Raw genomic sequence first — 12496 nt, 5'->3', positions numbered from 1 at the left:
TGTCCGACCGGGGCGCCCCCGACGAAAGTCGGTTCGAAGGCCCGTCGGCTCCTCCGGCGGGGGGAGGCGCGCACGGAGCGGCCGACATTAGCCTGCGGAGGACTCCCGCCGTTCGACCGCGGACGGCGGGCCCCGTACAGAGCCATGTGAGTGGAGAACACCCGTGCCCCTTGCCCGAAGCGCCGCGCTGGCCGCAGCCTCCGGACTGTTGCTCACCGCCTCGGCCGCCCCCGCCTCGGCCGCCCCCGGCCCGGAACCGGAGTGGCGGCTGTGCTCCGAGGTCGCCCGGGGGTGGGACGAGAGCGACGACCGCACCCTGTGCGCCACCGTTCCGGTGCCCCTGGACCACGGGGATCCCGACGGGCGCACGATCGACATAGCGGTGACCCGTGTGCCCGCCACCGGGGAGAACGCCTATCCCATCCTGTTCAACCCCGGCGGCCCGGGGCATCAGGGCGTGACCATGCCCGGGCACATCCTCGACAGCGAGGCCGCGGACCTGGCGCTGGGCCACGACCTCGTGGGCTTCGATCCGCGCGGCGTGGGCTACAGCAACGCCGTGGAGTGCGATATGGGGGGAGCCGACCCCGACCCCGGCCTGAGTGACGAGGAGAGTGCACGGCGCGTCGCCGAGGAGCAGAGCCGGATCAACCGCGAATGTCATGCCCACGACCCCGAGCTGGTGGCCTCGCTGACCGCGGAGAACGTGGCCCGGGACATGGATCTGATCCGTGAGGCACTGGGAGCGGAGACGATCGGTTACTACGGGGTGTCCTGGGGAACCCTGCTCGGCGCCGCCTACAGGTCGATGTACGACGACCGGGTCGAGGCCATGCTCCTGGACTCGGTGATGTCGCCCGAGGCCAGTGTCACCGTGTTGGACGAGGGGCAGGCCATGGCGGCCCAGGCCGCGTTCCACCGCTTCACCGACTGGGTGGCCGAGCACGACGGCCACTACGGCCTCGGCACGGAGGCCGACCGCATCCGGGACGAGGTGTACGGACTACGGGAAGAACTGACCGAAGAGCCCCGCACCGGCCCCGACGGGACGGTCGCCGACGGCGGCACCGTGACCGCCCTGCTGGCCACCCCCGAACGTGAATGGCCCGCCAACGCCCGCTCCCTCACCACGCTCCTCGACGGAGGCGTGCCCGAGTGGGGGGTTCGCAACGGGCCCGTCCCCGGCGCCGGTTGGGACGCCGAACCCAGCGGTTTCGACGCCTTCGCGCAGGTGTCGCTGCTGTGCAACGACTCCGACAGCCCGCGTGACTTCGACCAGGTGTGGCAGAACCGGTTGGAACGGGCCGAGCGGTACCCCGTCATGGGCACCCTGGGCTTCTACGAGCACTCCTGTGTCGGGTGGCCCGAGGAGGGTGTGAAACCGGATCTGCGCCGCGGGGACAGCCCCCTGCAGCTGGTGGGCCACGTCGACGAGATGGTCACCCCGCACGTCTGGGCCCTGGACATGGGGCGGGCCGTCGGCGGAGAGGTCATGAGTGTGGAGGACGACGGGCACGGAACCCTCTCCGACCTGGACTGCGCCGCGGCGGCCGTCGACTTCTTCACCACCGGGCAGGCCACCACGCAGACGTGTCCGGGACCGCCCGCGCCGACCCCCTGGGACTGAGTCCGTGTCCGCCCACGGCGGTGCGCCGCCGTGGGCCCGGACCGGCGCCCTGAGGACCCCACCGTGCGCGGTCCGGAAGCACTCCTCGGTAGCCCACCGTGCCCCGGCCGCCCGCACGGGTTCTTCGCACGGGGCGTGTCCTGGCTGCGGAACGGACGCAGTACGCGAGTTCATGACAGCGCGACCTGTCGCTGCGGTGCTAGGCGCAGCGCGGGCACACGCCCGAGAGCTCGAAGGAGTAGTCCAGGGACTCGAACCCGCTGTCGCGCCGCACGCGGTCGGCGACCGCCGCCAGTTCGTCCGCCTGCGCGACGTCCTCCACCCGGCCGCAGACGCGGCACAGCAGGTGGTGGTGGCGGAAGGAGGTCCTGCACAGACGGTAGAGGCGCTCTCCGCCGGTTGAGTGGAGGGTGTCGAGGACGCCCTCCTGGGCCAGCCGGTGGAGGGTGCGGTAGACGGTGGACAGGCTGGGCGGCCCGGGGCCGCTCGAACGCCTCCCGCCGAGGGCGGCGTGGATCTCCTGGCAGCTGCGGAAGTGCGTGCTCCGGTCCAGCGCACCGAGGACGACGTCGTCGTACTGGGACACCCTGGGCATCTCAGCCGACCGCCCGGGGGCTTCTCGCGGCGGGGGGCACGCTCGCGGGTCCCGGCGTCCTGCGCCGTAGCTCCCTTGCTCCGGTCACGTCACGGTCCTCCGGTCCTGTGACACAGACTGTATGGAAATGATTTTCATAACCGTACCATGACCGCGCCCGTACCCCCTCAAAACCCCCGCCGTAGGCGCACTTGACGTCTCCCGGGGGCGGCCGTCCCCGGTCGCGTCCGCCGGCGGACGTACGCGGCCTCCCGGAACATGCCAGGGGCCGGGCCGTGCCCACGGACCCCACCGCCCGGGACGGACGCCCCGGGCCGGTGTCAGGCTCCGAAGGAGGTCAGCGCCCCCCGGTCGTCGAACCCCGCGCCCGGCGCCCAGGCGATCTCCCAGCGGTTGCCCTCGGGGTCCGCGACGTAGGCGGACCGCCCTCCCCAGGGGCGCTCCACCGGTTCGGCCACGACCGCGGCGCCGGCCCGGACCGCGGCCGCGAACGACTCGTCCACCTGCTCGGGGCCGTCCACGTTGCAGGCGAGGGTGAACCCGGACCACCCGGCCGGGGCGGGGGCCCCGTCCGCCGCCTCGGCGGCCAGGTCCTCCAGGGGGTACAGGGACAGCAGCACCCCGCCCAGGAGGAAGCCCGACCAGCCGTCACCGCTGGACTCCACCTCCTCCCATCCCAGGGCCCGGTAGAACCGGCGGAGCCCGGGCATGTCGCGGGCGCCGAGTGTCACCACGGTCAGACGCGCAGGAATGTCGGTCATGCCCGGAGACTAACGCGGCGGGGCCGTGCGCGTCCTCCACGACGGGGCGCCCTTCCCCGGGCGGTCCGCGCCGGAGGGTGTCCGCGTGAAGCGGGGCGGGGACCGGACCCGTCGGCCGCGGCCGGTGCCGACGACGCGGAAGCGGTTGCCCTCGGGGGGCGGTGAGCACGACGAGGCCCGGGTCGTCCGGACAGAGGGCCCGGTCGACGCGTTCGGCGCTCCGGCCCGGGATTCGCGGCCCGCCCCCTCCACATCGAGATGTTCTCAGCATCCAGATTTTATGAGTATCCTGATGGCGTTGGCACGGAGGAAGGGGTGGTGATGGTCCGACAGGATCGGGCACGGCGGCGGGGGCCCGCCCGCACGAGCGCGGCGAAGGCGCGGCCCGCGGGACACGGCCGGAGGACCGGCGGCGCACGGCCCCGGGCGGTCCGCACATGAGCGGCCCCGCGATGACCGGCGCCGACCTGCTGGTGCTGCACGCCCTGCGCTGCGGCGGCCACTCCGGGCCCTCCCGCGTGGCCGCGACCACGGGCCTGGCCGCATCCGAGGCCGAGTCCGAACTGATCGACCTGGCGGTCGCCGGCCTGGTGACCCGCACGGCCGGCGACTTCGGCGGGTGGAGCCTGACGGAGGCCGGCCGCGCGGCGGACGCCGAGCGGATCACCTGGGAGCTGGAGGCTGCCGGCGCCCGCACCGCCGTGACGGCGGCCTACGAGGACTTCCTCGTGCTCAACCCCGAACTGCTCGACCTCTGCACGGCCTGGCAGCTGCGGTCCGTCGACGGCGTCATGACCGTCAACGACCACGGCGACCCGTCCTACGACGCCCGCGTCCTGGCCGCGTTCGCCGGGTTGGACCGGCGGGCCTCCGCCGTCTGCGCCGACCTGGCCGCCGCGCTGCCCCGGTTCGGCCGCTACCGGACCCGCCTCGCCGGGGCCCTCGAACGCGCCCGGGCCGGAGCCCTGGAGCACGTGACCGACACCACCGCGTCCTACCACACCGTGTGGGCCGAGCTCCACGAGGACCTGCTCGCCACCCTGGGGATCCCCCGATGAGGTGGGTGCGCCCCCTCTCGGCGGGGACCCGGGGGACGGCGCGGACACTGGGCGCCAAGGCGCACGGCCTGGTGCTCCTGCACCGCCTCGGCCTGCGGGTGCCCCCGGCGTTCGTCGTCACCACGCAGGCATGCCGCGCCTTCCTGCGCGACGGGCGCCTCCCCGAGGGCCTGGACGGGGAGCTCGCGGCCGCCGTGGGCGGCCTCGAAGCCGCCACGGGTCGCCGCTTCGGCGGGCCGCGGCTGCCGTTGGCGGTGTCCGTGCGCTCCGGGGCCGGTGTGTCGATGCCCGGCATGATGGACACGGTCCTCAACCTCGGCCTCACGGACGGGGCCGCCGCCGGGCTGGCCGCCGAGACGGGCGACCCCCGGTTCGCGCTGGGCTCGCGGCTGCGGTTCCTGTCCACCCTCGCCTCCGCGCTCACGGACGCGGACGGCGCCGGCACCGCCCCCGGCGGAGCCCCCGCGCAGGGGGACACCGACGACGGGGAGGCCGACCCCGCCGGTGCGATCGCGGAGCTCCAGGAACGTATCGGGCGGCGCCTGGGCCGGCCGGTCCCCGACGAGGCGGCCGCGCAGCTGGAGCTGGCGGTGGGGGCCGTGTTCTCCTCCTGGGAGTCCCCGCGCGCACGCACCTACCGCGACCTGCACGGCATCCCGCACAACCTGGGCACCGCCGTGGTCGTGCAGGCGATGGTGTTCGGCAACCGCGACGGTCGCAGCGGCAGCGGGGTCGCGTTCAGCCGCGATCCCGACACCGGTGGGAACGCCCCCTTCGGCGAGGTCCTGTGCGGCCGCCAGGGCGATGACGTCGTCTCCGGCAGGGCGGCGACCCGGCCCCTGCGCGAACTCGCCGACCGGGAGCCGGCCGTGTGGGCGGGCCTGCTCGACGCCCTGGGCCGGATCGAGGAGCACTACCGGGACGCGTGCTACGTCGAGTTCACCTTCCAGTCCGGCGAACTGTGGCTGCTGCAGGTCCGGCCGGGCCGGTTCGTCGGGGCCGCAGCCGTGCGCGTGGCCACCGAACTCGCGGACGAGGGCGCGATCGGACGCCGCGAGGCGCTGCTCAGGGTCTCGCCGCACCACCTGCGGCACGTGCGCACGCCACGGCTGGACCCGGCCGGGGAGGCCGACGTGCTGGCCCGGGGGCTGGGCGCGTGTCCCGGGATCGCTGTCGGCGGGGTGGCCACCACCTCCGAGGCGGCGGTGCGCATGGCCGCGGACGGACCGGTGGTCCTCGTGCGTCCGGAGACCTCCCCGCACGACATGCGCGGCCTGGCCGCCGCCGCGGGGGTCGTCACCGCGCGCGGGGGTCCGGCCAGCCACGCCGCGGTCGTCGCGCGCGCGATGGGCAAGCCGGCCGTCGTAGGGGTCGCCGGCCTGTCCGTGGGAGCCGATTGGATGGAGGTCGGTGGACGCACGCTGGGCGAGGGCAGCGTCGTCACCGTCGACGGCACGGGCGGCGAGGTCGCCCTCGGGCGCCCCCGCATCATCGTGACCGCGGCCGACGAGCACCTCCACCGGCTGCTCGCGTGGGCCGACGACGTGTCGGGGGACCGCTCCGGAGGCGACGAGGCCGACCGCCTCGAAGCCGCCCGTGCCGTGCTCGGGCGCGGCCGGCGCCGCGGCTGAGACCGTTCGCGCCGTCCGGCGGCAGGGCCGCCCACGGGGCGGTCCGCACCGGCCGCCGCACCGCCCCGTCCCCCCGGCCGGGAACTTGGTAGGGTGCGCTGGTCGCACCGCGCGAAGAGGTGCGGCGCCGCTCGAGGGAGAGGGGCCCGGCGGGGATGCAGGCGTCGAAGGTCTCGCACGCGATGGCCGCGGCCGTGTCGGTCGCCTCGTCACTCGGCCTGGCGACGGACGACGCGATCGTCCTCCACGACTCGAACAAGCTCACCCTGCGGCTGCTGCCCTGCGACGTGCTGGCCCGGGTGGCGCCTGCGGCGGACCAGGTCGCGCAGTTCGAGGTCGACCTCTCCCTGCGCCTCGTCGGCTCCGGGTGCCCCGTGGCAGCGCTCGACCCCCGGGTGGAGCCGCGTGTCCACGAGCGCGACGGCTTCGTGGTCACGCTCTGGACCTACTACGAGCCCGTGGCGCCCCGTGAGGTCCCGCCGGCCGACTATGCCGCCGCGCTCGGGCGGCTGCACGCCGGCATGCGCGGGCTCGACGTCCCGGCTCCGCACTTCACGGACCGGGTCGAAGAGGCCCGGCGGCTCGTGGCCGACCGCGACCGCACCCCGGCACTGGCCGACGCCGACCGGGACCTGCTCGGCGACACGCTGCGGAGCCTGGGGCGGGTGGTGGGCGAGCGCGGCGGCGCCGCGCAGCTGCTGCACGGGGAGCCGCACCCGGGCAACGTGCTCGCCACGCGGAGCGGGCCGGTGTTCGTCGACCTGGAGACGTGCTGCCGCGGACCCGTCGTCTTCGACCTCGCCCATGCGCCCGAAGAGGTCGGCGAGCACTACCCCGGCGTCGACCACGAGCTGTTGCGCCGGTGCCGGATCCTCGTGCTGGCGATGGTCACGGCGTGGCGCTGGGACCGGGAGGACCGGTTCCCGGACGGGCGCAGGCTGGGCGAGGAGTGGCTCGGCCGGATCCGGACGGCACTGGGCCACGACGGGCCGGACCCCCGTGGCCGGGAGCGGCCCCTTTCGTCGTAGCCGGTCGGCCGCCGGCGCCGGGATCCGCCTCGGTCCCGGACCCGCCCGTCCGCGGGCGTGCCCTCAGGGCCGTACGCCGGGCCCGAACCCCGTCCAGCGCAGTTCGGGCGGGAGGTGGCCCATGTCGTTGTACGCCAGCACCGTGGATCCCGCGCCGTCGCGGTACTCGATCACGGTGAGCGCCGTGTTCGCGCAGTTCAGCCCGATCCAGCGCGCGGGCGGCGCGTCGAGGGCGTGCCTCACCAGCCAGGCCGCCGGGTAGGCGTGGGTGACCAGGACCTCGTGGGTCACGGTGTCGGCGGGACGGGCGAACCTGCGGACGAGGGCGTCCGCGAGCTCCCTGCCCGAGGCGGCCTCCGCGGCGTCGTACCCGTCGAAGAACCCGGCCCACCCGGGGGGCGGCTCGTCCGGCACGTACGGGACGTGGTCGACCAGTTCGGCCGCCTCCCGCACGGCGGCCCCGCCCAGGCGCCCGCCGATGATCCGGGCGGAGCGCTCCGCGCGGGCGAGGGGCGAGTGCCACACGGCGTCGACCGGCAGGGGGGCCAGGCGCTCCCCGAGCAGTTCCGACTGCCGCCGCCCGGCGTCGGTCAGTTCCCCGAAGGGGTCCGCCTCGCCGTGCCGCACCACGTACAAGTGCCGAGTCGCCATCGTCGAACCGTGCTCCCCACCGTTTCGCGTCCGGGGTACGGCGGCCCCCGCGCGGCCCCCGGGGCGCGGGGCGCCGCGTCGGGGTCGGGCGGAGCTCCGGCACCCCGAAATTCCCATACTCAAAATATCCAGATGATACTAACATCTGAATGAGGGCGAACGGAAGCCGGGGAGGAACCGCCCCGGGGCCCGGAAGAGCCGGACCTGCGGCTCCGGCCGGGGAAGGCGGGCGGACGGGCCGCCCCCGGGCCGGGGCCGCACACGCGCGCCCGCCGAGCTCACGCGCGGCGCCCGGACCGCTTGCCGCCCTCGGCCTTGGGCCGGTCGCGCATCTCCACGTAGGGCTCCTCGCCCGGGGGCTGCCCCGCCTCCTCCGCCCGGCCGCGCTCGATCTCGGCGTTGAACTCCTCGCCCAGCAGGATCGCGATGTTGCTGATCCAGAGCCACACGAGGAAGATCACCACGGCCGCCATGCTCCCGTAGGTCTTGCTGTAGGAGGCGAAGTTGGCGACGTAGAAGGCGAACGCCAGCGAGGCGAGGAGCCAGATCACCACCGCGAGCAGGCTCCCCGGGCTGACCCAGCGGAAGCCGCGCCTGGCGTTGGGCGAGGCCCAGTACAGCAGGGCGATCATGAAGGCCACGACGACCAGCAGCACCGGCCACTTCGCGATGCCCCAGACCGTCACCGCCGTGGGTCCCAGTCCGAGCAGCTGTCCGATCCGCTCGGCGATCCCGCCCGAGGCCGCGACGGCCAGCACGGTGAGGGTCATCAGGACCACGAGCAGCAGGGTGACGCCGACGCGGATGGGCAGCGTCTTCCAGACGGGTCGCCCCTCCGGGACGTCGTAGACGATGTTGGACGCCCGCATGAAGGCGGCGATGTAGCCCGAGGCCGACCACAGGGCGACGGCCAGGCTGATGACGCCGACCAGCCCGGCGACGCCGGCGCTGCCCTGGAGGTTCTCGATGGCGGTCGTCACCAGGCCGGAGACGTCCTGGGGCAGGACGGCCGAGGCGTTCTCGGTCAGCGTCCGCGTGGCTCCCGGCCCCGCGAGGCCGAGCAGGGACACCAGCACCAGCAGTGCCGGGAAGAGCGACAGGATCGCGTAGTAGGTCAGCCCGGCGGCCAGGTCGGTCACGTTGTCCGCGCTGAACTCGCGGAACGTCCTTCGCAGGGAGCCCCACCACGAGGACTTCGACATGCGGGTCGGCGCCGAGGCCTCTCCCGCCGAAGGGTGTCCGCCGCCGGGTTTCTCGTCGCGCTGACGGGCCATCGGCCACTTCCTTCCTCTCCCGCGGGTCCGCCGGAGCCGAGGCCGTGCCCTCCCGGCCCGCCACCGAGGCCGGCCGGGTGGGAGCGCGGCGAGGACACGGCCCGCGGTCTAGGAACCGCGGATCTCCTCCGAGGCGCTCTTGGCCTCGTGCTGGGCCTGCTCACCGGTGGCGTGCGCCTTCTCCGAGGCGCTCTCCTTCAGGTGCTCCCCGGCGCCGCGGGCCGACTCGGTGGCCTGTTCCCTGACCCGGTCCACGGACTCGGAGACGGCCCGTTGGACCGGCTCGATCATCCCGCCCGCACGGTCCTGGACCTGCTGGGCCGCCTGCCGCTCCGCCCTGCTCTCGGAGAGGAGGGAGGCGGCCAGCAGTCCGGCGCCGAAGGCGATCAGGCCCGCGGCGAGCGGGTTGCCCTGGGTCTGCTGGAGGGCCTGTTGGGGAGCCGACCTGACCGCGCCGGCCATCTGGTCGGCGTTCTGCCGGATCGAGCCCCCGGCGGAGTCCCCGCCGGATCCCGGGGACGGCATCGACCCCATGACGCGCTCCTTCATGTCGTGGGCCCTGCGGCGCATCCGGTGGGTGCGCCGGTCGATCACGTTCTTCGGGTTGGCGCGGCTCACCAGACGGTCCGTGTCCTCGGTCAGCTCCGCGCGCGTCCGTTCGATGTCCTGCCTTATCCGGTCGGATGTTTCGCCCATCGGGCATCCTCCTTCAACGTCTCGATGGTGCGGTCGGGCCTGGGGGAGACCTCGCGCATACGGCTGCGCCCCATGAAGAACATGACCGCGCCCGCGATCGCCCACAGCACCGCCACCACCAGGGCCGACCAGCCCAGGCCGATGAGTTCGGCGAGGCCGAACACGGCCGCGAGGCTGAGCAGCACCACCGTCATGTAGCCCGCGAAGCCCGCCCCGCTCAAGAGCCCGGCGGCCTTGCCCGCCTTAACGGCCTCCTCGCGGAGTTCGGCCTTGGCCAGGGCGAGCTCCTGGCGGAACAGCGTCTGGAGGTCGGTGGTCACCTCGCCGACGAGTTCGGCCATGGACCTGTCGTCCTGGACCGGATCCGGCCGGATCCGGTCCCGTGTGCTCGGTGAGGGCCTGGGAACCGTCGCCATGTCAGCCTCCCCCGCTTCCCCGGTCCCGGCCCGGCCCCTCCGAGGCCGCGGCCGGCGGGACCGCCTCGCCCGCCACCGGGTCCCCCTGCCGCGGCAGTGAGGTCCCCCCGCGCCCTTCGACCGCGGGCGTCCCCCGCCCGGAGGCGTCGCCTCCGCCGGATCCCCCCTGGTCGGAGACCGAGGAGGACACCTTGAGGACGCGACCGAGCGCGAACCCGGCCACCGCGGCCCCCACGAGGAACGCCACCGGCCTTCGCCGGGCGAAGTCACGGGCCTCGTCCAGCAGGCCGTCGACTCCCCGCTCGTCCAGGAAGTCCGCGGCCCCGCGGCCGCCGTCGGCGACCTGTCGGACCACGTCCCCCACGGGCGACCCGTCGTCCCCGTGCTCGGCCATGGACCCCAGCTCCTGCGACCACTGCCGCAGGTTGCCCGAGGCCTTCCGGGTCTGGTTGTCGGCCTCCTCCCGGAGGCGGTCCTGCACGTCGCCGACGACGTGCCCCGTCTCCGAGCGGGCCTCTCCGGCGAGGGAACGCGCCTGCTCCTTCGCGGTGGACGCGACCTCGCCCGCCGCCGCGCGAGCGGTGTCGGCCTTCTGGCCGCCACCGCTGTCGGGCCCGCCGGACCCATCCTGCGGGTGCATCACCACAACCTCCTCGGATCGGCTGGTCATGCGTTGGGACGCGCGTACCCCGCGCTCGTGCCGGTACGCACCGGAAGGCCGCGAGTGTGCATTCCTGGACGTTCCTTGCCGTGTTCTTTCCCGCGGGGATGCGGGCCGGTGGCGGGGCGCCGACCCCGAGCAGACCCGGCCCGCCGGGAGCGGGGTCCCGGAAGAACGGTCCGGGGGCGCGCTCCCCCGGCCGGCGATCCCCTGCCGGAGACCGTGGAGGGCCCCGCGGGCCCGGCCCCGGGCGCGGGGGGCTTCCGCCGGGCGCCCGACCGGCGCCCCGCGGGCGTCGGCCCGACCGGCACCGGGCCACCCGGTGCGCCCCACCGGGTGGCCCGCTTGTGCGCCGTTTCGCCGCGCTGGGTAGTAACACACCAGGTCACCGGCCCCGACGTGAGGTGGCCCTCACCCCTCTCCCTCCCTTGGAGGCCCCCATGGCCCACGGACTCGCGCGCGGTCGGAGGCACCGTGTGACGAGTCGGACACGGCCGCTCCGACCCGAACCGCGCCACGGTCCGCCCGCGCAGCCCGACGGCGCCCCGAACGGTTCCGGGACCGTGTGCCCCCGGAAGCGGCCACGGCACCGCCCCGGCAGGTCCCCCGCCTCCCTGCGCCGGGAGGACGGGCGCCCCGCACGGCCCGCCGCGGGCCGGCACTCCCGCGACGGGGCTCGGCCGCACACGACCCGCCTCCTGCCCGCGGGCGCCGGCCGCGACCGGACCGCGGACGGCGGCGACGACACCACACCGCGGGGCTCCACGGGCCCGCACGCACAGACGGAGAGCGACATGGTCGGACTCAAGCTGAACGACACCGGTGAGCGCGTGAAGTACCTCCAGGAACTGCTCACCTTCGCCGGGTTCCCTCCCGGCGCCATCGACGGCGTCTACGGCGCCAGGACCGCCGACGCGGTCCTCGACTGCAGGAGGAGCGAGGGGTCCAACGCGACCTCCGGGAACTCGATCACCGGCGCCGCGGCCAAGCAGATCCTGACCGCGTTCGTGAGGAGGGTGCCCCGGTAGGGCGCACCGGCCCCGCAGACCGGGGCGGGGGTCGGCAGGACGTCCGGCCCCCGTCCCACGGAAGCCGCCGCCCCTCCCCTGTGTCGAGGCCACCGGGGAGCGGTGCGGCGGCTTCCACCCACGGGCGTCCCCGTCCGTCCTGGGCGGACGGGGGCGCCTCCCGCGTGTCCGCGCGCGGAACCGCTCCGGCTCCCGCGGCCCCGCCCCCGGGCGGGCCCGGTCAGTAGCGGCGGTACACGGCGAGGAAGACCGCCACGTGGCCGACCCGCAGGGCCGCGGCGGCCGACAGGAGCCACCAGGGCAGCGGGGACGGGGGTCCGGCCTGGAGGGAGTCCGAGGGCAGGGGGTCGAGGCGGCCGCGCGGGTCGTAGGTGATCTCCGCCGGCTCCCCCTCCGGCCCCGCGCTGTGCCCCAGGGTCATCTCCGCGGGTCCGCCCGGCGGGCAGTCCAGGGTGTGGTCGTACACGGTGCGGGTGCTGGTCGAGGTGGTGCCGTCCGCGTGGTGTGTGGTGGTCGTGATCGTGCGGGACTCCACGGCGAGCAGTGCGCAGGTCACCTCGACCCCCCGGTCGAGCAGGGTCTCCTCGGTGATCCGGTCCGCGATCGCGGAGGCGCTCCCGAGCAGCAGGAAGCTGACCGCGCCCGCGAAGAAGAACTCCGGCATCCAGTCGAAGCGCATGTAGAGCATCAGCGAGAAGAACCCGCCGCAGAACCCCGCGAGACCGAGTACGAGGGCCAGGAGGTCGCCCGGCCAGCCCCGGCCGTGGGCGTCCAGCCACGCGCTCGCGCAGAGCGCGCCCAGGACGAGGAAGGGGATCGCCGCGGCGACGAGGAGGTCGAGGGCTCCGATGAGCCAGGTGGGGAGGGGGCGAGCGCGCACGGGGACCGTCCGGGGGGTCGGGGACACTGTAGGTCCTTCCCCCCGGCGGGCCGCTCCAAGAGCCGCCGGCCGGAGCGGGCCCGGGGGCAGGGCGTGCTCCGGGGGAATCCCGTCGCGCGCTTCCCAGAGCCAGGGGGCGGGGCGCTGTTCGCCGGTGGCGGGCGACCAGGCCGGGGTGGGGCCGTCCTCG

At 75.1% G+C, this 12496-nt stretch carries 13 protein-coding genes; 5 read left to right on the top strand and 8 right to left on the bottom strand.

Features of this window, described 5'->3' with window-relative positions; translation table 11 throughout:
- Positions 1-163: 163 nt before the first annotated feature.
- Entirely contained in the window at positions 164-1627 is a 1464-nt protein-coding gene (locus ACWGL3_RS08895) for an alpha/beta fold hydrolase (RefSeq protein WP_267944672.1), read from the top strand.
- A 199-nt stretch (positions 1628-1826) separates the two neighbouring features.
- On the opposite strand, the gene ACWGL3_RS08890 is transcribed toward ACWGL3_RS08895, so the two are convergent.
- Both ACWGL3_RS08890 and ACWGL3_RS08885 read right to left on the bottom strand, forming a co-directional pair.
- On the bottom strand, positions 1827-2222 hold the full coding sequence (locus ACWGL3_RS08890) for a Fur family transcriptional regulator (protein ID WP_267944673.1): 396 nt from the start codon (positions 2220-2222) through the stop codon (positions 1827-1829).
- Positions 2223-2542: 320 nt separating this feature from the next.
- Complete coding sequence (locus tag ACWGL3_RS08885) at positions 2543-2983, bottom strand: VOC family protein (RefSeq protein ID WP_267944674.1); 441 nt, start codon at positions 2981-2983, stop codon at positions 2543-2545.
- A gap of 437 nt (positions 2984-3420) precedes the next feature.
- Between ACWGL3_RS08885 and ACWGL3_RS08880 the strand changes: the two genes are divergently transcribed.
- From ACWGL3_RS08880 to ACWGL3_RS08870, 3 genes are all read left to right on the top strand, one after another.
- The gene (locus tag ACWGL3_RS08880) at positions 3421-4041 is read left to right on the top strand and encodes a transcriptional regulator (RefSeq protein ID WP_267944675.1); all 621 of its coding nucleotides are present in this window, start codon (positions 3421-3423) and stop codon (positions 4039-4041) included.
- Positions 4038-5672, top strand: a complete 1635-nt coding sequence (locus ACWGL3_RS08875; protein WP_452461111.1) for a pyruvate, phosphate dikinase — start codon at positions 4038-4040, stop codon at positions 5670-5672. The genes ACWGL3_RS08880 and ACWGL3_RS08875 overlap by 4 nt, the downstream gene beginning before the upstream one ends.
- Positions 5673-5827: 155 nt before the next feature.
- Positions 5828-6700 carry a phosphotransferase enzyme family protein gene (locus ACWGL3_RS08870; protein WP_267944677.1) on the top strand — a complete coding sequence of 291 codons (873 nt, stop codon included), beginning with the start codon at positions 5828-5830 and terminating at the stop codon, positions 6698-6700.
- Between the two features lie 63 nt (positions 6701-6763).
- Here ACWGL3_RS08870 and ACWGL3_RS08865 read toward each other — a convergent pair whose 3' ends face one another.
- The 5 genes from ACWGL3_RS08865 to ACWGL3_RS08845 all read right to left on the bottom strand — a co-directional run bounded on the left by ACWGL3_RS08865 (position 6764) and on the right by ACWGL3_RS08845 (position 10377).
- Positions 6764-7351, bottom strand: coding sequence for a histidine phosphatase family protein (locus ACWGL3_RS08865; RefSeq protein WP_267944678.1), 588 nt, complete (start codon positions 7349-7351; stop codon positions 6764-6766).
- 278 nt (positions 7352-7629) lie between these two features.
- Complete coding sequence (locus ACWGL3_RS08860) at positions 7630-8625, bottom strand: YihY/virulence factor BrkB family protein (protein ID WP_431061424.1); 996 nt, start codon at positions 8623-8625, stop codon at positions 7630-7632.
- A gap of 108 nt (positions 8626-8733) precedes the next feature.
- Positions 8734-9321, bottom strand: coding sequence for a DUF3618 domain-containing protein (locus ACWGL3_RS08855; protein ID WP_267944679.1), 588 nt, complete (start codon positions 9319-9321; stop codon positions 8734-8736).
- Entirely contained in the window at positions 9297-9737 is a 441-nt protein-coding gene (locus tag ACWGL3_RS08850; RefSeq protein ID WP_267944680.1) for a phage holin family protein, read from the bottom strand. Before ACWGL3_RS08850 ends, ACWGL3_RS08855 begins: the two co-directional genes overlap by 25 nt.
- 1 nt (position 9738) lies before the next feature.
- Positions 9739-10377: a hypothetical protein gene (locus ACWGL3_RS08845; protein WP_330161216.1), complete on the bottom strand. Its 639-nt coding sequence runs from the start codon at positions 10375-10377 to the stop codon at positions 9739-9741.
- Between the two features lie 815 nt (positions 10378-11192).
- On the opposite strand from ACWGL3_RS08845, the gene ACWGL3_RS08840 reads away from it, so the two are divergent.
- A complete protein-coding gene (locus ACWGL3_RS08840; RefSeq protein ID WP_267944682.1) occupies positions 11193-11426 on the top strand; it encodes a peptidoglycan-binding domain-containing protein in 234 nt (77 codons plus the stop codon).
- 220 nt (positions 11427-11646) lie between these two features.
- On the opposite strand, the gene ACWGL3_RS08835 is transcribed toward ACWGL3_RS08840, so the two are convergent.
- Positions 11647-12306 (bottom strand): hypothetical protein, encoded by a 660-nt coding sequence (locus tag ACWGL3_RS08835; RefSeq protein WP_267944683.1) that lies wholly within the window; start codon positions 12304-12306, stop codon positions 11647-11649.
- Positions 12307-12496: the final 190 nt, after the last annotated feature.

It is taken from the genome of Nocardiopsis sp. NPDC055824 (assembly GCF_053616335.1).
Note: the sequence above shows the minus strand (reverse complement) of the source record. Positions and strands in the feature narration are given on the sequence as shown.

What these genes read in the sequence shown, in the direction of transcription:
- ACWGL3_RS08890 (WP_267944673.1), bottom strand. Translation starts at nt 2,222, where the DNA reads ATGCCCAGGGTGTCCCAGTACGACGACGTCGTCCTCGGTGCGCTGGAC.
- ACWGL3_RS08885 (WP_267944674.1), bottom strand. Translation starts at nt 2,983, where the DNA reads ATGACCGACATTCCTGCGCGTCTGACCGTGGTGACACTCGGCGCCCGC.
- ACWGL3_RS08880 (WP_267944675.1), top strand. Translation starts at nt 3,421, where the DNA reads ATGAGCGGCCCCGCGATGACCGGCGCCGACCTGCTGGTGCTGCACGCC.
- ACWGL3_RS08875 (WP_452461111.1), top strand. Translation starts at nt 4,038, where the DNA reads ATGAGGTGGGTGCGCCCCCTCTCGGCGGGGACCCGGGGGACGGCGCGG.
- ACWGL3_RS08870 (WP_267944677.1), top strand. Translation starts at nt 5,828, where the DNA reads ATGCAGGCGTCGAAGGTCTCGCACGCGATGGCCGCGGCCGTGTCGGTC.
- ACWGL3_RS08865 (WP_267944678.1), bottom strand. Translation starts at nt 7,351, where the DNA reads ATGGCGACTCGGCACTTGTACGTGGTGCGGCACGGCGAGGCGGACCCC.
- ACWGL3_RS08860 (WP_431061424.1), bottom strand. Translation starts at nt 8,625, where the DNA reads ATGGCCCGTCAGCGCGACGAGAAACCCGGCGGCGGACACCCTTCGGCG.
- ACWGL3_RS08855 (WP_267944679.1), bottom strand. Translation starts at nt 9,321, where the DNA reads ATGGGCGAAACATCCGACCGGATAAGGCAGGACATCGAACGGACGCGC.
- ACWGL3_RS08850 (WP_267944680.1), bottom strand. Translation starts at nt 9,737, where the DNA reads ATGGCGACGGTTCCCAGGCCCTCACCGAGCACACGGGACCGGATCCGG.
- ACWGL3_RS08845 (WP_330161216.1), bottom strand. Translation starts at nt 10,377, where the DNA reads ATGCACCCGCAGGATGGGTCCGGCGGGCCCGACAGCGGTGGCGGCCAG.
- ACWGL3_RS08840 (WP_267944682.1), top strand. Translation starts at nt 11,193, where the DNA reads ATGGTCGGACTCAAGCTGAACGACACCGGTGAGCGCGTGAAGTACCTC.